This window comes from Rhizobium sp. CBN3, from assembly GCF_030518245.1.
Classification (GTDB): domain Bacteria; phylum Pseudomonadota; class Alphaproteobacteria; order Rhizobiales; family Rhizobiaceae; genus Rhizobium; species Rhizobium aethiopicum_A.
On sequence record NZ_JAULSE010000012.1, the window covers coordinates 183305 to 201204 of the forward strand.

The 17900-nt window shown below is 62.0% G+C and carries 15 protein-coding genes; 10 read left to right on the forward strand and 5 right to left on the reverse strand.

Annotation, left to right across the window (positions count from 1 at the left end; translation table 11 throughout):
- Positions 1–5: 5 nt before the first annotated feature.
- A complete protein-coding gene (locus QWJ46_RS19580) occupies positions 6–1301 on the reverse strand; it encodes an FAD-binding oxidoreductase (protein ID WP_302753041.1) in 1296 nt (431 codons plus the stop codon).
- A gap of 6 nt (positions 1302–1307) precedes the next feature.
- Positions 1308–2744 (reverse strand): glutamine synthetase family protein, encoded by a 1437-nt coding sequence (locus QWJ46_RS19585; RefSeq protein WP_302753042.1) that lies wholly within the window; start codon positions 2742–2744, stop codon positions 1308–1310.
- Positions 2745–2869: 125 nt separating this feature from the next.
- Between QWJ46_RS19585 and QWJ46_RS19590 the strand changes: the two genes are divergently transcribed.
- The 4 genes from QWJ46_RS19590 (at position 2870) to QWJ46_RS19605 (ending at position 9263) form a co-directional block, all read left to right on the forward strand.
- Positions 2870–4051, forward strand: a complete 1182-nt coding sequence (locus QWJ46_RS19590; protein ID WP_184457345.1) for an NAD(P)/FAD-dependent oxidoreductase — start codon at positions 2870–2872, stop codon at positions 4049–4051.
- Positions 4052–4196: 145 nt separating this feature from the next.
- Positions 4197–4340 (forward strand): hypothetical protein, encoded by a 144-nt coding sequence (locus tag QWJ46_RS19595; RefSeq protein WP_184457349.1) that lies wholly within the window; start codon positions 4197–4199, stop codon positions 4338–4340.
- 313 nt (positions 4341–4653) lie between these two features.
- Positions 4654–7185 (forward strand): methyl-accepting chemotaxis protein, encoded by a 2532-nt coding sequence (locus QWJ46_RS19600; protein WP_302753044.1) that lies wholly within the window; start codon positions 4654–4656, stop codon positions 7183–7185.
- Between the two features lie 230 nt (positions 7186–7415).
- The gene (locus QWJ46_RS19605) at positions 7416–9263 is read left to right on the forward strand and encodes a methyl-accepting chemotaxis protein (protein ID WP_302753045.1); all 1848 of its coding nucleotides are present in this window, start codon (positions 7416–7418) and stop codon (positions 9261–9263) included.
- Here QWJ46_RS19605 and QWJ46_RS19610 read toward each other — a convergent pair.
- Positions 9236–9490 (reverse strand): hypothetical protein, encoded by a 255-nt coding sequence (locus QWJ46_RS19610; protein WP_302753046.1) that lies wholly within the window; start codon positions 9488–9490, stop codon positions 9236–9238. The genes QWJ46_RS19605 and QWJ46_RS19610 overlap by 28 nt on opposite strands.
- Before the next feature lie 90 nt (positions 9491–9580).
- Between QWJ46_RS19610 and QWJ46_RS19615 the strand changes: the two genes are divergently transcribed.
- On the forward strand, positions 9581–10450 hold the full coding sequence (locus QWJ46_RS19615) for a LysR family transcriptional regulator (protein WP_302753047.1): 870 nt from the start codon (positions 9581–9583) through the stop codon (positions 10448–10450).
- Between the two features lie 105 nt (positions 10451–10555).
- On the opposite strand, the gene QWJ46_RS19620 is transcribed toward QWJ46_RS19615, so the two are convergent.
- Both QWJ46_RS19620 and aceA read right to left on the reverse strand, forming a co-directional pair.
- The gene (locus QWJ46_RS19620; protein ID WP_064800722.1) at positions 10556–10792 is read right to left on the reverse strand and encodes a hypothetical protein; all 237 of its coding nucleotides are present in this window, start codon (positions 10790–10792) and stop codon (positions 10556–10558) included.
- Positions 10793–10811: 19 nt separating this feature from the next.
- A complete protein-coding gene (gene aceA, locus QWJ46_RS19625; RefSeq protein WP_302753049.1) occupies positions 10812–12101 on the reverse strand; it encodes an isocitrate lyase in 1290 nt (429 codons plus the stop codon).
- 191 nt (positions 12102–12292) lie between these two features.
- On the opposite strand from aceA, the gene QWJ46_RS19630 reads away from it, so the two are divergent.
- The 5 genes from QWJ46_RS19630 to QWJ46_RS19650 all read left to right on the forward strand — a co-directional run bounded on the left by QWJ46_RS19630 (position 12293) and on the right by QWJ46_RS19650 (position 17897).
- A complete protein-coding gene (locus tag QWJ46_RS19630; protein WP_302753050.1) occupies positions 12293–13702 on the forward strand; it encodes a short-chain fatty acyl-CoA regulator family protein in 1410 nt (469 codons plus the stop codon).
- Positions 13703–13828: 126 nt separating this feature from the next.
- Positions 13829–14926, forward strand: coding sequence for a polyamine ABC transporter substrate-binding protein (locus tag QWJ46_RS19635; protein ID WP_302753051.1), 1098 nt, complete (start codon positions 13829–13831; stop codon positions 14924–14926).
- A gap of 90 nt (positions 14927–15016) precedes the next feature.
- Positions 15017–16159, forward strand: coding sequence for an ABC transporter ATP-binding protein (locus QWJ46_RS19640; RefSeq protein ID WP_302753071.1), 1143 nt, complete (start codon positions 15017–15019; stop codon positions 16157–16159).
- Between the two features lie 4 nt (positions 16160–16163).
- A complete protein-coding gene (locus tag QWJ46_RS19645; protein WP_302753052.1) occupies positions 16164–17075 on the forward strand; it encodes an ABC transporter permease subunit in 912 nt (303 codons plus the stop codon).
- Between the two features lie 3 nt (positions 17076–17078).
- On the forward strand, positions 17079–17897 hold the full coding sequence (locus QWJ46_RS19650) for an ABC transporter permease (RefSeq protein WP_184459781.1): 819 nt from the start codon (positions 17079–17081) through the stop codon (positions 17895–17897).
- Positions 17898–17900 lie beyond the last annotated feature (3 nt).

A 17900-nucleotide genomic window follows, 5' to 3' on the forward strand; every position in this document is an offset into this window, starting at 1 on the left:
TCGGACTAAAACTTGTCGCGAAGCGCAAACCACGACAAGGCGAGGAAAAGCAACGGCGCCCGCATCCAGGCTCCGCCGGGAAAGGCGGGAATATCGAGTGATTTGAACAGGTCGAGATCGCCGGATTTTCCAAGCACCGTTTCCGCATAGAGCTTGCCACAGTAGTTTGACAGCATGACGCCATGGCCGGAATAACCGCCGATCGAGGTGACGCCGGGCATCACCTCCCGCACGAAAAGCTGGCGAGGCATGGTGATGCCGACGCTGCCGCCCCAGGCATGGGTGATCTCGATGTTCTTCAGGCCGGGATAGATTTCGGCGATCTGCCGACGGATATGCTGCGATATGTCCCGCGGATTGTCCGCGGTATAGGCCTCGCGCCCACCGAACAGCAGACGGCCTTCGAATTTGCGGAAGTAGCGCACGACGAAGCGCGAATCGGCGACGGCCTCGCCCCCCGGCAGCACATCGGGATAGGCGTCGAGCGGAACGGTGGCGCCGATGAAGGAGCGGATCGGCATGACATGACTTGCCGTCACCGGCTCAAGATTGCCGATATGGCCGTTGCAGGCGATCAGCGCCCGCTCGGCGGTGATCGTGCCCTTTTCGGTTTCGATCGTCACTTTGCCGCCGCTCTGGCGGATCGCCTTTGCCGGGGTCATCTCGAAGATATCAGCGCCGGCATTGGCGGCCACCTGCGCCAGTCCGATGAGCAGCTTCAGCGGATGAATATGGCCGGTGCCGACATCACGAACGCCGCAGTGGAAACGCTTCGAGCCGAGCCGCTCCTGCGTTTCCTTGACGTCCATGAAGCTCAAATGCGGATAGCCGTAACGCTCAGCGGCGATGTCGGCATTCTCGCGATAGTCACGTTCGTAGCGTGCCTTGTGCGCGACGTTGAGCTGCCCGGGCACATAATCGATCTCGATCTGATGTTCCTGGGCGAAATCGAGAAGATGGCGCTTGGCCGCCTCGGCGACATCGAAGAGCGCCTTCGAGCGTTGATAGCCGATCTTTTCCTCAAGCTCTTCCGGCCACCATCGCTGGCCGGTGCCGAGCTGGCCGCCATTGCGCCCGGACGCTCCGTCGCCGAAGCGCCAGGCCTCGATCAGCACCACCGAAACGCCTGATTTGGCGAGGTTGTAGGCGGCCTGCAGGCCGGTATAGCCGCCGCCGACAATGGCGACGTCGCATGTCCTCGAGCCGTCGAGAGCGGCGTAGGTGGGCCGCTCCCCGACGCTTGCCTGATACCAGGATAGCCCGGGCGCAATCGGGCTTTGCCACATCTCTTGCGACGCCATGATCCCTCACACGTTGAGCAGAAGAAACTCCCGCTCCCAGGGACTGATCACCTGCATGAAGGTCTCGAACTCGCCGCGCTTGACGCCGGCATAAAGGCCGATGAACTGCTTGCCGAACACCTCTTCGAAGGCGGCCTCGTCCTCCATCAGCGCCACGGCTTCCAGGAGGCCGCGCGGCAGGTCGATCGAGCCTTCATTGGCCGAATCCTCGGTCGGCGCCGTCGGCTCGATCTGCCTCATGATGCCGAGCAGGCCGGCGGCGAGCGAGGCGGCGAGCGCCAGATAGGGATTGGCATCCGAGCTCGGCAGCCGATTTTCCACCCGTCGCGCCTGCGGATCGGAAACCGGAACGCGGAAGGCGGTCGTCCGGTTGTCGTAGCCCCAGGCGTTGTTGACCGGGCAGGACATGTCGGGCTGCAGGCGGCGGTAGGAATTCACATAGGGCGCCAGCATCGCCATCGCGCTCGGCACGAATTTCTGCATCCCGCCGATGAAATGGAAGAATTCCTTCGACGCCGATCCGTCCGCATTGGAGAAGACGTTCCTGCCCGTCTCGACATTGACCACCGACTGGTGGATATGCATCGCCGACCCTGGTTGGCCCTGCATCGGCTTGGCCATGAAGGTCGCGTAGATGTCGTGCTTCAGCGCCGCTTCGCGGATCGTGCGCTTGAACAGGAACACCTGGTCGGCAAGCTCGATCGGATTGCCGTGGCGCAGGTTGATCTCGAGTTGCGCCGGTCCCTCTTCGTGGATCAGCGTATCGATCTCCAGCCCCTGCTTCTCCGAGAAATGATAGATGTCGTCGATCAGTTCGTCGAATTCGTTGATGCCGGCGATCGAATAGCCCTGGCCGCCGAGGATCGAGCGGCCGGAGCGGCCTTTCGGCGGATGCAGCGGATAGTCGGGGTCGTCATTCTTGGCGACGAGGTAGAACTCGATCTCCGGCGCCACGATCGGTTTCCAGCCGCGATCATGATAGAGGCTCATGATCCGCTTCAAGACGTTGCGTGGCGTATAGGGCACTTCGCCCCCGTCCGAATCGACGATGTCACAGATCACCTGCGCCGTCGGGTCGGTTTCCCAGGGCACGACCGACAGCGTCGAAAGATCCGGCATCAGCTTCAGGTCGCTGTCGCGCGGCTCGTAACGGAAGCTCTCCGTCTCCTCCGGATACTCGCCCGAAATCGTATGCCGGTAGATCGCCGAAGGCAGGGCCAGCGAGGTGTTGGAGGTGAATTTGGAACTCGGCATCATCTTGCCGCGCGGAACGCCGGCAAGGTCCGGCGTGATGCATTCGATGTCTTCGATGCCCCTGGCCCTCAGCCACTGCGCTGCTTCCTTCCAGTTCGCAACGCCGCGCAGGGATCCGGGGTCCGGAGGTGTTTTGGTCGAGGCGGGTACGTTTCTGGCAGGCTTCAGCGTCGTCTTTTTTGGGGACATGACACACCGGTTTGGTTGATCGTGACGCCATCATAGCCGGAGTTTGCCAATTGGCGAGGGGTTGAGAACGTTGACTTTCGCCCCTTGATGGAAAAGAAGACGCCGGTTGGATCGGGGAAAAGAGTTTGCAGCACAAGAGCGACGTCATCGTCATCGGCGCCGGAGCCGCCGGCATGATGGCGGCCATTCGCGCGGGCAAACGCGGCCGCTCGGTCGTGGTCATCGACCACGCGAAGGCGCCTGGCGAAAAGATCCGCATATCGGGCGGCGGCCGCTGTAATTTCACCAATATCCATGCCGAACCGAAGAATTTCCTTTCCGCCAATCCGCATTTCTGCAAGTCGGCGCTTGCCCGTTTCACGCCCGCCGATTTCATCGCCATGGTCGACCGGCACGGCATTGCCTGGCATGAAAAGGCGCTCGGCCAGCTTTTCTGCGACGACAGTGCCAAGGACATCATCCGCATGCTGCTGGACGAGATGCGCGCGGTCGGCGCGGGCCTGCATCTCGGCACCGAAATATCGGGTGTCGACAGGAGGGAGGCTGGCTTCCGCGTCTCCACGGGCGAAGGCGTCTTCGAGGCATCCTCTCTCATTGTGGCGACCGGCGGCAAATCGATCCCGAAGATGGGCGCCACCGGCTTTGCCTATCGCCTCGCCGAGCAGTTCGGCCTGGCCGTGCTTGAAACCCGCCCAGGTCTCGTGCCGCTGACGCTGGATCCCGGCCTGCTCGAGACCGTCGCCCCGCTCGCTGGCATTTCCGCCCCGGCCGAAATCCGCCATGGTAAGACCGCTTTCCGCGAAGCGCTGCTGTTTACCCATCGGGGTTTAAGCGGTCCCGCCATCCTGCAGATCTCGTCTTACTGGCGGGAGGGAGATGAAATCGTCGTTGCGGTCGAACCGGATGTCGAGATATCAGCGCATTTGAAGACGGCAAAGCAGCTGAATGGCCGCCAGTCGGCCCAGACAGCTCTCGGCGATATCCTGCCGAAGCGGCTGGCCCAGTTTCTCGTCGAGCGGGAAAGGATCGCCGGCAATATGGCCGATCTGCCCGACAAGGCGCTGCAGCGGCTGGCCGCCAGCGCCCAGAACTGGATCGTCAAACCGTCCGGCTCGGAAGGCTACCGCACCGCCGAAGTGACGCTCGGCGGCATCGACACGGCGGCGCTCGATTCCCGCAGCATGGAAACAAAGACCGTTCCCGGCCTTTATTTCGTCGGTGAATGCGTCGACGTCACCGGCTGGCTCGGCGGCTATAATTTCCAATGGGCATGGGCCTCCGGTTTTGCCGCCGGCGAATACGCATAGAAACATCCGGCATAACGATTCAAGACTTCTTAAGAGAGGTGCGCCATCCTGTCTCAATTGCCGGCTCTGAAAGCTTTCCCCAAATTAAGCTTTACCGGCAGGCCTTTTTGTTGGACTGTTGTGTCACAAGAGTGAGGTTTCGAGCATGAACAGAAACGCACGACGCGCCCGCGCCATCGCAATCGCCCAGGCAAAACCCGACGCCGGCACGGCCACCCTGCGATACCTGATGCTCGCAGCCGGCGCGACCGCCGCCAGCCTGGCGCTGCTGCTCGCCCACCTCATCTGATCCTGCCCGCCCGTCTGAAAGCAAACTTGCCCGCTCCCGATCGCGGCACTGCGGCCGCGCGGCGTATAATTTGCAATTATTCCACCATCTTGGCTTAAGTCACCATTACCGCTTATCTGAAAATTAATATCTAATCTGACACAATCGCCGTGATTATTTGGGCGTTTCCAAGTCTGCTTGGAACATGAACCGGCAATGACTGCCGCCTGGCCTCCAGGTTCCCCGATGGAAATAGAATAATTCGATGTGCACTCGGCTGGCGCCCCTTATGGCTGCCCGCGGGAGGAGTAGTGTATGAAAGGCCCGGAACGCCATGTTGATTGACAAGATTCTTTCCCGTTTCAGGATCAAGACCAAGGTTTTGATCTTCGTTCTGCCCTTTGTCGTCACCATTTCGGCGGTGGGCTTGACCGGCCTTTACGCCTCCGGGCTTCTCCAGGGCCGCATGGAAATATCCAACAGCGTGCTGCAGTCGCTGAGCGGGTTCAAGGATCTCTACGGTTCGATGGACGATTTCCTGCGCGTCACCAGCCCGCAGGCGCGCGACAAGCTGCTGTCGGATCTGAAGACCCAGCAGGGCGTGCTCGACCAGACGCTGGACCAGGTTGGAGAAGAGGCCGCCGGCCGCGACAGCCTTGCCGAGGCATCGCGCCGCACCAAGGATATTTCGGGCGTCGTCGACAAGCTCTGGACGCTGCACGAGCAGGAGCAGAAGCTGCACGAGCAGATCGACGCGGCGCAGAAGAGCCTGATCAGCACCCGCTTCACGGTCTCCTATCAGGCCGATGAACTGCAGACTGCGCTTCAGCGCGACGAAGGTGCCGCCACCATTACCCTGCGCACGGCCGACCGTCTGCTGAAGGGCGGCGATTTCCTCGGCGGCGTCGCCAGCGGTTACAGCAAGCCGCAGACGCCTGAGGAAAAGATCGCCTACATCAAGGAACAGCTGCCGGAGATCATGAAATCCCAGCGGCTGATCGCCATTTCGGTTCCGACCAACCAGAAGAACGTCATCGACTCGCTGGCTGCGACCATCGACAGCATCAAGCAGATCGCCGAGATGCCCAGTCCGACGGAGGAAAACATCACCGAGCTCGGTCGTCTCGTGTCGCGCTTCCGCCAGACCTCGACCTATACGCAGCTGACCGCGACGCAGAAGATGCGTGAGGCGACACAGCGCTTCGCCGAACTCGAAGGCCGCATCGCCCAGACCAATTCGGTCCTTCAGGATACGCGGCGTCTCGAAAATTCCGTCTATGCGCTGCAGATCGTCCTTTCCGATTTCCTCGCCAATTCAAGCAAGGAAAATCTCGTCCGTCTGCAGCAGCAGACCGGCACGCTCGGCAAGGACATGGAGGTGCTGACCACCAGCGCCAAGGGCATGGGCTTTGCCGAAGGCATATCGGACGCGATCAAGCCGGCGCTCGACGCCATTGCCGGCGGCGGTTCGAAGATTGTCGATACGATCGGCGAGCGCGTGACGGCCTATGCCGCGGCGCGACAGGAACTCGACGAGATCTGGAAGAAGCTCACCGATTTCGCCGAACTGCAGAAGCAGACGGCCGGCACCGAGCGCACCCAGGCAAACAGCATCTCCGTCATGACCACCGGCCTCGGCATCCTTCTGTCGATCCTCGGCGGCATCGCCCTGGTGCTGACGCTGCAGCGGCCGATCAGTCAGATCACCGGCGCCATGCGCCGCATCGCTGAAGGCGCGCTGGATACCAGCATCTCTGGCGAGCAGCGCTACGACGAAATCGGCGACATGGCCCGGGCACTCGGCATCTTCAAGGAAAATGCCATCTCGAAGATCCGCATCGAGGAACAGAGCGACGAGGAGCGCGCTGCCGCCGAACACGAGCGCCAGCGCAACGATGCCGAAAAGCGCGAGATGGACCGCCAGATCGAATTCGCGGTCAACGCGCTTGCGGCCGGCCTCGAGCGCATGTCGCAGGGCGATATCTCGACGACGATCGAAACGCCCTTCATCGGCCGTCTCGAACAGCTGCGTCAGGATTTCAACGGTTCGATGCTGCGCCTGCAGGCGACGATGAGCCAGATCCGCGACAACGTCGAGTTGATCCAGGGCAACGGCAATCAGATGGCCCGGTCGGCCGAGGATCTCTCTAAGCGCACGGAACAGCAGGCCGCCTCGCTCGAAGAGACCGCGGCTGCCGTCGATCAGATCACCGTCACGGTCCGCTCGTCGGCCGAACGCGCCAAGGATGCCGACCAGATCGTCCGCCAGGCCAAGCGCAGCGCCGACGATTCCGCCGTCGTCGTCAGCAATGCGATCGACGCCATGGGCCGCATCGAGGAAGCCTCGCGTCAGATCGAGCAGATCATCGGCGTCATCGACGAGATTGCCTTCCAGACCAATTTGCTGGCGCTCAACGCCGGCATCGAAGCGGCGCGCGCCGGCGAGGCCGGCAAGGGCTTTGCGGTCGTCGCCATGGAAGTCCGCGAACTTGCCCAGCGCTCCGCCGCCGCCGCGCAGGAGATCAAGGGTCTGATCAACAAGTCGACCAACGAGGTCAGCTCCGGCTCGCAATTCGTCCAGGAAACCGGCACGGTGCTTGCGAAGATCAGCGCCCAGATCGTCACGATCAGCCAGCATGTCGAGATGATCGCCCGCGCCAGCCACGACCAGTCCAACGCGCTGCAGAGCGTCAACTCGACGGTCAATCAGATGGACCAGATGACGCAGAAGAACGCCGCCATGGTCGAGGAGACGACCGCTGCCAGCCGCGAACTGGCCGACGAGGCCGACGCGCTGCGCCACCTCATCCAGCAGTTCAAGATCCACGGCGAGGCGGCCGAAGCCCAGGTCCACCGCGCCGCTTGATCAGACACGGTCTATCCATTCGAACGGCCCCGGGTACCCGGGGCCGTTTGTATTTCCCTCGAGCCCCGATCGGCCGCATTGGCCGGCTCGAGGACTTAGAGACGCTCGCGTCAGGCCGGTTCGAAATACCGGCGAAACCGGGGGGTGAATATCTCGGCCACCCCAGATTTACGGAAAATTTTCCTTAACGCTTTTCCTCTAATTTAGCCTCGTTGCCGCCGGGGGTTTCGATGCTGCGCCTTTTCTCTACATCTATCATCCGCCAGATCGTTGCGATCACGCTGTTTCTGCTGGCGATCAGCACGGCCGCCATCGTCGGCGTGACCTATTACAATCTGAGCCGCCATGTGATGGACGGGGCCGTCTCCGACGCCAGAGACGCGACCCGCGCGATGGCCGTCCTCTACGGCGCTGCCGATCCGGCGGCAAAGATCGAGCTGAAGGACAATCAGCTTGGAGCCGTCACGGAAGACGCCATTCCGGCCCTTGCCGACCATTCGCTGGTCGACCGCACGGCGCAATCCATCGCCGGCGTTGCGACGATCTTCCAGAAGCAGGGCGGCGACTATGTCCGCATCTCGACCAATCTCAAGAAGGAAAACGGTGAGCGTGCGGTCGGCACCAAGCTCGCAGCCGATCATCCCGCCCAGCCGGTTCTCGCCAAGGGCGAGGCCTATTATGGTCCGGCGCAACTTTTCGGCCGCAACTTCATGACAGGTTATTTCCCGATCAAGAGCGCATCGAACGCCAATGTCGGCCTTCTCTTCATCGGCATCCCGATGGAAGTCTATTACGAACGCCTGAATGAGTTGCAGATGCTGGTTCTCGGCGTCGGCTTCATTGTCATGCTGCTCGTCGGTGTTCTCGCCTATTATACGATCCGCCTGTCGGTGCGACCTCTGCAGGCGCTGACCGCGAGCATTCACTCGATCTCCTCGGGTAATCTCGAGGGAGATATTCCATGCGCCGAGAAGCAGAATGAGTTCGGTGAAATCGGCCGGGCCCTAGCGCTCTTCCGCGACAGCGCCCGCGCCAGGCGCGATCTGGAAGCGCAGGCGGCCGAACAGCGTGCCTTGAGTGACGCCGAACGCGCCCGCAACGACGCCGACAAACGCTCGCTCGACAGCCAGATCGATTTTGCCGTCAGCCAGCTTGCAGCCGGCCTCGGGCGCCTGTCCCAGGGTGATGTCTCGCAAACGATCGGCACGCCCTTTATCGGCCGGTTGGAGCAATTGCGCGTCGATTTCAACGCATCGCTGCTGCGGCTCCAGGATACGCTCTCCGGCATCCGCGACAGCGCCTCGACGATCCAGCGCAACAGCGGCGCCGTTTCGGCCTCGGCCAGCGAGCTTTCGAAGCGCACCGAGGCGCAGGCGGCGAGCCTGGAGGAGACCGCCGCCGCGGTTGAGGAGATTACCGTGACGGTTCGCTCCTCCGCCGAGCGTGCCCGCGAAGCCAACAGCGTCGTCGCCGCGACCAAGAAGACGGCCGACAATTCCGGCACCGTGGTCGGCGATGCCGTCGCCGCTATGGAGCGTATTGAAGGAGCCTCGCAGCGTATCGAGCAGATTATCGAGGTGATCGACGACATAGCCTTCCAGACCAATCTTCTGGCGCTGAATGCCGGCATCGAGGCGGCGCGGGCCGGCGAGGCCGGCAAGGGCTTTGCCGTCGTCGCCCAGGAGGTCCGCGAGCTCGCCCAGCGCTCGGCCGATGCGGCGCGCGAGATCAAGTCGCTGATCGAGACGTCGAGCCGTGAGGTGACGGCGGGCTCCGAGTTGGTCCAGAAGACCGGCAGCGTTCTTGCCTCGATCAGCCAGGAGATCATCGCGATCAGCGGTCATGTCGAGACCATCGCCACCGCGAGCCGCGATCAGTCAGCCGCGCTGCAGGAGGTCAACGGCTCCGTCAACGCCATGGATCAGATGACCCAGAAGAACGCGTCGATGGTTGCCGAGACCACGCAGGCAAGCCGCCTGCTTGCCGGCGAGGCCGATACGCTGATGGCGCTGATCGAACGCTTCCGCATCGGCGCCGAGTCCGCCGCCGCTCACCGCGGCGCAAGGAAAGTCGCCTGAGGAACCCGGCCGCGACTGCCGCAAGACTGCGCCGCAGCTTTGCGGCGCCTTCCTTTTGACACTGCGCGCTTGAGCATGAGGTCGAGCGAGGTCAGCCAGGCGGCGAAGCGAATGGTGCCGCTGTCTCCGAACTCGTCATAGAATCGATCCTCATCCGCCTTGCTGTTGCTCGGCGGGCGATGGTGGCGAAATCCATGCACGCCTGCGATGGTGATCATGTCGATCATGGGATGTCCTTTCCTACTCAAAGACATCTCTTGATTTAAGCATCGAATTTCTCTTCATAAACAGAGAAATCCACGCTATGTTTTTCACTGATGAAAAACGCGAATTGGGATTCCTATCAGCTTTTCCTGCAGGTGGCCCGCCTTGGCGGCCTGACGGGGGCGAGTTCCGCAAGCGGTCTTAGCCCCGCGACCATCGGCCGGCGCATGCTCGATCTCGAACAGGAGGTCGGCCGCACCCTGTTTTCCCGCAGCCAGACAGGTTATCGGCTGACGCGGGATGGCCAGGCGCTGCTCGATCACCTTCAAGAGATGGAAGCCGCCGCCCGCAAGGTCGAAGCCTGGCGGCAATTGGGTGAGGGCGGCACGACCGTCAGGATCACCGCCGGCACCTGGGTCGCCTGGCTGTTGACGGAGAATTTCGCCGCAATCCGCATGCCGGGCGATGCCTTCGCCATTTCGCTTACCATCGGCGAGGCGCGGGCAAGCCTTGCCTATCGCGAGAGCGATATCGGCATTCGCGCCTTCGAGCCGGAGGAGGGCAATCTTGCCGCCCGCCAGCTCGGGGAGGTGGCCTATGCGGTCTATAGCAGGCGCAACGCCACCGAGCCGGACGAGCGCTGGATAGCGGTCGGCGAGGAGGAGGCGATCTCGGCCTATCTGCGCTGGCCGCATAGTCACGCTGCGGCCGGAATCATCGCCACCGTCAACCGTCCGCGTTCGCTGCCGGATCTGGTGCGCGCCGGCGCCGGCAAGACAGTGCTTCCTTGTTTCGTCGGCGATCTCCATCCCGATTTGCAGCGCCAGGGCGGCGAATTGCCGGAACTACGCCACCGCCAATGGATCGTCATGAATGCCGAGGACCGCCATCGCCCGGAGATCCGGACAGTCGCCGACCGTATGACCAAGCTCATCCGCAGCTATGCCGATCTCTTCGCCGGCAAGCGCCCGAGCCGTGGCTGAGGCCGACGGCGGAAGACTGAGAGGCGCCCGCGCGCATTCTTTCGCGGCGCGGACGCTGTGATCGAGCGCAATCCGAGCGACGTGCCCGGGCTGCCGCCTATTTCGTCAGTGCCGGTTGGTGACGACGACCGGGATCAACAGGTCGCCCCAGTTGCCGTCGCCGCCGTGGTGACGGGCCGAGCGCACCAGTTCGACCGAAACGCCGGCCTCGACGGCCTTCATGACGGATTGGTTCAGCCGATGCAGGTCGTTGGCGAGCATTCGGATCGTCGTCTGCTGATCCTCGCTCATGCTCGATGCCTGCTCTTCGGCCCGTTCGCGAACGCGTGCGATGGATGCCATGATCTTATCCTCCTTTTGGTTATTCCGCAGCCGGCTTGAACTGCGCATGTTCGGTTGAATCGTGCATCGCCGTGGTCGAAGACCGGCCGCCGGTGATGGCGAGCGACACGGCGTCGAAATAGCCGGTGCCGACCTCGCGTTGATGCTTGGTGGCGGTATAGCCGTTCGCCTCTGCGGCGAATTCGGCCTGCTGCAGCTCGGAATAGGCCGACATCTGCCGCTGCTTGTAGCCGCTCGCCAGCTCGTACATGCCATAGTTCAGCTGGTGGAAGCCGGCGAGCGTGATGAACTGGAACTTGTAGCCCATCGCGCCGAGCTCGCGCTGGAACTTGGCGATCGTCGCCTCGTCGAGGTTCTTCTTCCAGTTGAACGATGGCGAGCAATTATAGGCAAGCAGCTTGCCCGGATGGACCCTGTGCACACCCTCGGCAAAACGGCGCGCCTGCTCCAGATCCGGCTTCGAGGTCTCGCACCAGATCAGGTCGCAATGCGGCGCATAGGCGACGGCACGAGCGATGCAGGGCTCGATGCCGTTTCTGACCTGATAGAAGCCTTCGACTGTGCGCCCGGCATCATAGTCGACGAAGGGCTGGTCGCGCTCATCGATGTCAGACGTCAGCAGTTTTGCTGCTTCCGCATCGGTGCGGGCGATGACCAGGGTCGCCACGCCCATGACGTCGGCAGCAAGCCGGGCGGCGTCGAGATTGCGGATATGGGCGGCCGTCGGGATCAGCACCTTGCCGCCGAGATGGCCGCATTTCTTCTCCGAAGCGAGTTGGTCCTCGAAATGGACGCCTGCCGCACCCGCCTCGATATAGGCCTTCATGATCTCGAAGGCGTTGAGCGGCCCACCGAAACCGGCTTCCGCATCGGCAACGATCGGTGCAAACCAGGTCTCGACGGAAAGGCCGTTGCCCTCTGCGGTCTCGATCTGATCGGCGCGCTGCAGCGTGCGATTGATGCGCTTGGCGAGTTCCGGCCCGGCATTGGCGGGATAAAGCGACTGGTCGGGATACATCGACGATGCGGTATTGGCGTCGGCCGCCACCTGCCAGCCGGAGAGATAGATCGCCTTCAGCCCGGCGCGCACCATCTGCATCGCCTGGTTGCCGGAGAGAGCGCCGAGCGCATTGACGAAGTCTTCCTGATGAATGAGCTGCCACAAGCGATCCGCCCCCATTTCGGCGAGCGTATGGCTGAGCGCCACCGAGCCTCTCAGCCGCTCCACGTCAGCGGCGGAATAGGGCCGTTCGATACCGTCGAAGCGGCCTGCTGGTGCATTTCGGACAAGCTTGTAAAAATCGGTCATGCGGCTCTCCTCACTGAAAATCGTCATTGGGTGGATGAATGACAAGATTGACAATTTGCGCCGGTATGGCGAGGAAAACCTTTGATTTTAGGACCGAAAAGAGGTTAAGATGATGAGGATTGACAGAGGGGCGCTGTGAATTTGTAAAATTTTGTAAATTAAACGCCCTTGGTCTTTGTCAAAGGTGTGACATGGCGGAACGGAAGATCTTCGCAGGCCCTAAACTGCGGCGCATCCGCAATGCGCTGGCGCTGACGCAGACCGCCATGGCCGAGGCGCTGGAGATTTCGCCTTCCTACCTGAACCTCATCGAGCGCAACCAGCGGCCGTTGACGGTGCAACTGCTTCTGAAGCTTGCGGCCGTCTACCGGATCGATCTGGAGGAGTTGCGGGGACAGACCGGCGGCAGCCTCGGGCAGCTGAAGGAGGTCTTCGCCGACCCGCTGCTTTCAGGTGAATTGCCCGGCGACCAGGAATTGGTGGAGGTGGCCGAAGCGGCGCCGAATGCCGCGAGCGGCATGATCAAGCTCTATCGCGCTTACCGGGAACAGGCCGCTCGCCTGTCCGATCTGACGGCGCTGATGGCGGCCGAAGGGCATGCGCCCGTTGCCGCCGGCCGGCTGCCGCTGGACGAACTGCGCGAGACGCTGGAGCGCCGATCGGGTTATTTCGGACGGATCGAGACCGCGGCGGAAGCCTTTGCTGCGACGATGCCCGGCGGCCTCGATCTTGCGGCGGGGCTGAAAGACTGGCTGCGCGCCGAACGCGGCATTGCGGTGCGCGTCTTGCCCGTGCACGTCATGCCGGATCTGCGCCGCCGTTTCGATCGTCATTCGATGCGGCTTTTCATTTCGGAACGGCTGTCGCCGGCCGATCGTGCGCACGAAATCTCAGTCGAGGTCGCGAACCTTGCCTTGCTGCCGGCCATCGATGCCGAGCTCGACGATCTCCAGCTTTCTTCCGCCGAGGCGCGCCGCATCGCCCGCTTCGAGCTTGCCCGCATTGCGGCCCTGGCGCTGGCAATGCCCTACGAGGCCTTCCTGTCGGCGGCCAAGGCGACGCGCTACGACATTGATATTCTTCGCGCGCGTTTCGGCGTCTCCTTCGGGCATGCGGCAATGCGTCTGACGATGCTGCAGCGACCCGGGGCGGCAGCCATCCCCTTCTTCCTGGTCGAGATCGATGCGGCCGGCCACCGGCTGCGGCGAGCCGGCGCCCAGGGCTTTCCGCAGGCCCGTTTCGGCGGCGGCTGTCCGAAGCTCAATATCCACGCCGCCTTCCTGCAGCCGGGCCAGATTCTCGCCGAGACGGTGGTCATGCCGGATGGCGCATCCTTCCTGACCGTCGCGCGCACCCTGGAGGGGCCGAGCGTCGAGTTCGGCGAAAGGATCAGACGCACCGCGATTCTGGTCGGCTGCGATGCCGCCCTTGCAGACGGCGTGGTCTACGGGCAGGCGGCGGCGCTCGATCCGGTTGCGATCGGCCCGGCCTGTCGTCTTTGCGAGCGGCGCGGCTGCCTTTCCCGCGCCGAGCCGCCGGTAACGCGGCCGCTCGGGCTCGACGAGATGGTGGCGGGTCTCAGCGCCTTCGACTTCCAGTGATTGTGAAATGATTGAAGGCGCAGTTTTTGCGCTTGTGGGCTTAGAAATTCCTTCTTAGTCTGCGGACAAAACCAGAGGGAAAAGATGTTCGCGGGATGCGGGCTCTTCGAACAAACAGGAGAAATCATGAGGTCAACCATCGCAACCGTGACGGCCGCAGCCATTGCCGCGCTTCTCGCCGCCGCGCCGGCCGTTGCGCAGGAACGCGTCGTTAACGTCTACAACTGGTCGGATTATATCGACGACAGCATCCTTGCCGATTTCACCAAGGAAACCGGCATCAAGGTCGTCTACGACACTTTCGATTCCAATGAGACCGTCGAAACCAAGCTGCTTGCCGGCGGCACCGGTTATGACGTCGTCGTTCCCACGGCCGACTTCCTGCAGCGTCAGATCCAGGCGGGCGTCTTCCAGAAACTCGACAAATCCAGGCTGCCGAACCTTTCCAACATGTGGGATGTGATCCAGGAGCGCACCGCTGCCTACGATCCGGGCAACCAATACGCTGTCGACTACATGTGGGGTACCGACGGGATCGGCTATAACGTCAAGAAGGTCGCAGAAATCCTCGGGCCTGATGCCAAGCCAGGTCTCGAAGTGATCTTCGACCCGAAGGTGGCCGAGAAGTTCAAGGATTGCGGCATCTACGTGCTCGACACGCCGAAGGACGTGATGACCACGGCGCTGCGTTATCTCGGCCTCGATCCGAACTCGACCAAGCCCGAAGATTTCAAGAAGGTCGAGGAATTGCTGACGGCGGTGCGCCCCTATATCCGCAAGTTCCACTCCTCCGAATATATCAACGCCCTTGCCAATGGCGATATCTGCATCGCCTTCGGCTATTCCGGCGACATGCTGCAGGCCCGCGACCGCGCGGCCGAGGCCAAGAACGGCGTCGAGGTCAACTATTCGATCCCCGTGCAGGGCGCCCAGATGTGGTTCGACATGATGGCAATCCCGGCCGATGCCAAGCATGTGGCCGAGGCGCACGAATTCCTGAACTACCTGATGAAGCCCGAGGTCATCGCCAAGGCGAGCGACCACACCTTCTATGCCAACGGCAACAAGGCCTCGCAGCAGTTCGTCAGCAAGGAAGTGCTGGAAGATCCGGCCGTCTATCCGACCGACGAGGTGATGAAGAACCTGTTCACGGTCAAGCCGTGGGATCCGAAGACCCAACGCACGGCGACGCGGATCTGGACGAAGGTCGTGACCGGCCAGTAGGTTGGTGCCAGGCCCGGACGGAAACGTCCGGGCCTTTCAATTACCGGCCCGGGGTGGAGGCCGGCTGAAAACTTATTCTCGGGGAATATGATGAAATCTTTGGGCAATATCCGCCGCGCCTTCGCACCCTGGACCGATCCTTCTGCAAAACCTTTCATAGCCTTCAAGAACATCACCAAGCGTTTCGGCAATTTCACCGCTGTCGATGATCTGTCACTGAACATTTATCATCGCGAGTTCTTTGCTCTGCTCGGCGCCTCCGGCTGCGGCAAGTCGACGCTTCTACGCATGCTCGCCGGCTTCGAGCAGCCGAGCTCGGGCGAAATCATCCTCGATGGCACCGACCTCGCCGGCACGCCGCCCTACAAGCGGCCGGTCAATATGATGTTCCAGTCCTACGCGCTTTTTCCGCATATGACCGTCGAGAAGAATATCGCCTTCGGCCTCAAGCAGGACGGCATGCCGAAGGACGAAATGGTCGAGCGTGTGACGCAGATGCTGAAGCTCGTAAAGCTCGAGCAGTTTGCCTCACGCAAACCGAACCAGCTCTCCGGCGGCCAGCGCCAGCGCGTCGCGCTCGCCCGCTCGCTCGCCAAACGCCCGAAAGTGCTGCTGCTCGATGAACCGCTCGGCGCGCTCGACAAGAAGCTGCGCGAGGAAACCCAGTTCGAACTGATGGACCTGCAGCAGACGCTCGGCCTCACCTTCGTTGTGGTCACCCATGATCAGGAAGAGGCCATGACCATGGCCGACCGCATCGCGGTCATGAGCCACGGCCAGGTCGTGCAGGTGGCAACGCCGGGCGAAATCTACGAGGCGCCGAATTGCCGCTTCGTCGCGGACTTCATCGGCGACGTGAATATCTTCGACGGCAAGGTGACGACGTCAGGAAGCGGGGCGGTCGAGATATCAGTCGAAAGCGGCCTGACGATCCGGACTGGCGCCACGGAGGCGCCGGCGACCGGCACCACGGTCGGTTTTGCTATCCGCCCGGAAAAGATTCGCGTGACGCGCACGGCCCCCGCGAACGCCTCGGTCAATGCCGCCAAGGGCGAGATCTGGGATATCGCCTATCTCGGCGACATGACCGTCTTCCACATTAAGCTGCCGGGCGGCAAATTCGTCAGAGCCTCTTCCCTCAACGCGCAGCGTTCCGTCGAAGACCCTTTCACCTATGATCAGGAGGTCTGGGTCTCCTTCGATGAGAATGGCGGCGTGCTGCTGAAGGATTGAGATCATGGAAACGCTGGCATCGCGCCTTTACAACCGCCTCGTCATCATCATCCCCTATGCCTGGCTGCTGCTCTTCTTTCTGGCGCCGTTCTTCATCGTCTTTCGCATTTCCCTGTCGACGACGGCGATCGCCATTCCGCCCTATGATCCGGTCTTCTCCTTTGCCGATGGCTGGAGTGGTTTCTGGAGCAAGGTCGCGACTTTCTCCTTCGACAATTATAGCTACCTCATAGACGACCCGCTCTACTTCAACGCTTATCTCTCGAGCGTCATCATTGCGGCGGTCTCGACCTTCCTGATGCTGCTGATCGCCTATCCGATCGCCTATGGCATGGCGCAGGCCCCGCGGCGCATCCGCCCGACGCTTTTGATGCTCGTCATCCTGCCGTTCTGGACGAGCTTCCTGATCCGCGTCTACGCCTGGATCGCCATCCTGAAACCCGAAGGGCTGCTGAACCAGCTTCTCCTGTCGCTGCATGTGATCGACAGCCCGTTGATCATTCTTAATACCACCACCGCCGTCTACATCGGCATCATCTATTCCTATCTGCCCTTCATGGTGCTGCCGCTCTATTCGGCGCTCGAAAAGATGGACGGCACGCTGATCGAGGCAGCGCAGGATCTCGGCTGCACGCCGATCCGGGCCTTCTGGCGCGTCACCTTCCCGCTGTCGATCCCCGGCGTGATTGCCGGCTGCATGCTGGTCTTCATCCCTGCCGTTGGCGAGTTCGTCATTCCGGATCTTCTCGGCGGTTCGCAGACGCTGATGATCGGCAAGACGCTCTGGAACGAATTCAACGCCAACAGAGACTGGCCGGTCTCCTCGGCGGTCGCAACCATCCTGCTGATGATCCTGGTGATCCCGATCGTCTTCTTCCAGAATGCGCAGGCCAAGGCCGAAGAGCGGGGGAAATAAGCCATGCTGAGATGGACCCGTTTCAATGTCATCTCCGTCGTGCTCGGCTTTGCCTTCCTTTATCTGCCGATCGTGCTGCTGGTGGTCTTTTCCTTCAACGAATCGAAACTCGTGACCGTCTGGGGCGGCTTCTCCACCAAATGGTATGTGTCGCTGCTCTCGAACCAGGCCCTGCTCGATGCCGCCTGGGTGACGATCCGTGTCGGTCTGCTGTCGGCCACCTTCGCGACCATCCTCGGCACGATGGCGGCGCTGACGCTGGTGCGCTATACCCGCTTCCGCGGCCGCATGCTTTTTTCCGGCATGGTCTATGCGCCGCTCGTCATGCCCGAAGTCATCACCGGTCTGTCGCTGCTGCTGCTCTTTGTGGCGATAGGCTTCGACCGAGGCTTCTGGACGATCACGCTGGCGCATACGACGCTGACCATGTGCTTCGTCGCCGTCGTCGTGCAATCACGGCTCTTGAGTTTCGATCAGTCGATCGAGGAAGCCGCCCAGGATCTGGGGGCGCCGCCGGTGCGGACCTTCTTCGAGATCACGCTGCCGATCATCTCGCCCGCGGTGTTTTCGGGTTGGATCTTGGCTTTCACGCTGTCGCTCGACGACCTCGTGATTGCAAGCTTTACCTCCGGCCCCGGCGCAACCACGCTGCCGATGAAGATCTATAGCCAGGTGCGCCTTGGGGTGACGCCCGAGATCAACGCGATCTGCACGATCCTGATCGCCATCGTCGCGGTCGGTGTTATCTGTGCATCCGTGATCACCAAGCGGCGAGAAGTGCAGCGCGAGCGCGACGAGCGGGCGGCTGCCGCCGGCGCCTGAGCG

Coding starts and splice junctions, on each gene's coding strand:
- QWJ46_RS19650 (WP_184459781.1), top strand. CDS start 17,079: ATGCTGAGATGGACCCGTTTCAATGTCATCTCCGTCGTGCTCGGCTTT.
- aceA (WP_302753049.1), bottom strand. CDS start 12,101: ATGACCGATTTTTACAAGCTTGTCCGAAATGCACCAGCAGGCCGCTTC.
- QWJ46_RS19620 (WP_064800722.1), bottom strand. CDS start 10,792: ATGGCATCCATCGCACGCGTTCGCGAACGGGCCGAAGAGCAGGCATCG.
- QWJ46_RS19585 (WP_302753042.1), bottom strand. CDS start 2,744: ATGTCCCCAAAAAAGACGACGCTGAAGCCTGCCAGAAACGTACCCGCC.
- QWJ46_RS19640 (WP_302753071.1), top strand. CDS start 15,017: ATGAAATCTTTGGGCAATATCCGCCGCGCCTTCGCACCCTGGACCGAT.
- QWJ46_RS19615 (WP_302753047.1), top strand. CDS start 9,581: ATGAAAAACGCGAATTGGGATTCCTATCAGCTTTTCCTGCAGGTGGCC.
- QWJ46_RS19600 (WP_302753044.1), top strand. CDS start 4,654: ATGTTGATTGACAAGATTCTTTCCCGTTTCAGGATCAAGACCAAGGTT.
- QWJ46_RS19580 (WP_302753041.1), bottom strand. CDS start 1,301: ATGGCGTCGCAAGAGATGTGGCAAAGCCCGATTGCGCCCGGGCTATCC.
- QWJ46_RS19605 (WP_302753045.1), top strand. CDS start 7,416: ATGCTGCGCCTTTTCTCTACATCTATCATCCGCCAGATCGTTGCGATC.
- QWJ46_RS19595 (WP_184457349.1), top strand. CDS start 4,197: ATGAACAGAAACGCACGACGCGCCCGCGCCATCGCAATCGCCCAGGCA.
- QWJ46_RS19635 (WP_302753051.1), top strand. CDS start 13,829: ATGAGGTCAACCATCGCAACCGTGACGGCCGCAGCCATTGCCGCGCTT.
- QWJ46_RS19645 (WP_302753052.1), top strand. CDS start 16,164: ATGGAAACGCTGGCATCGCGCCTTTACAACCGCCTCGTCATCATCATC.
- QWJ46_RS19610 (WP_302753046.1), bottom strand. CDS start 9,490: ATGATCGACATGATCACCATCGCAGGCGTGCATGGATTTCGCCACCAT.
- QWJ46_RS19630 (WP_302753050.1), top strand. CDS start 12,293: ATGGCGGAACGGAAGATCTTCGCAGGCCCTAAACTGCGGCGCATCCGC.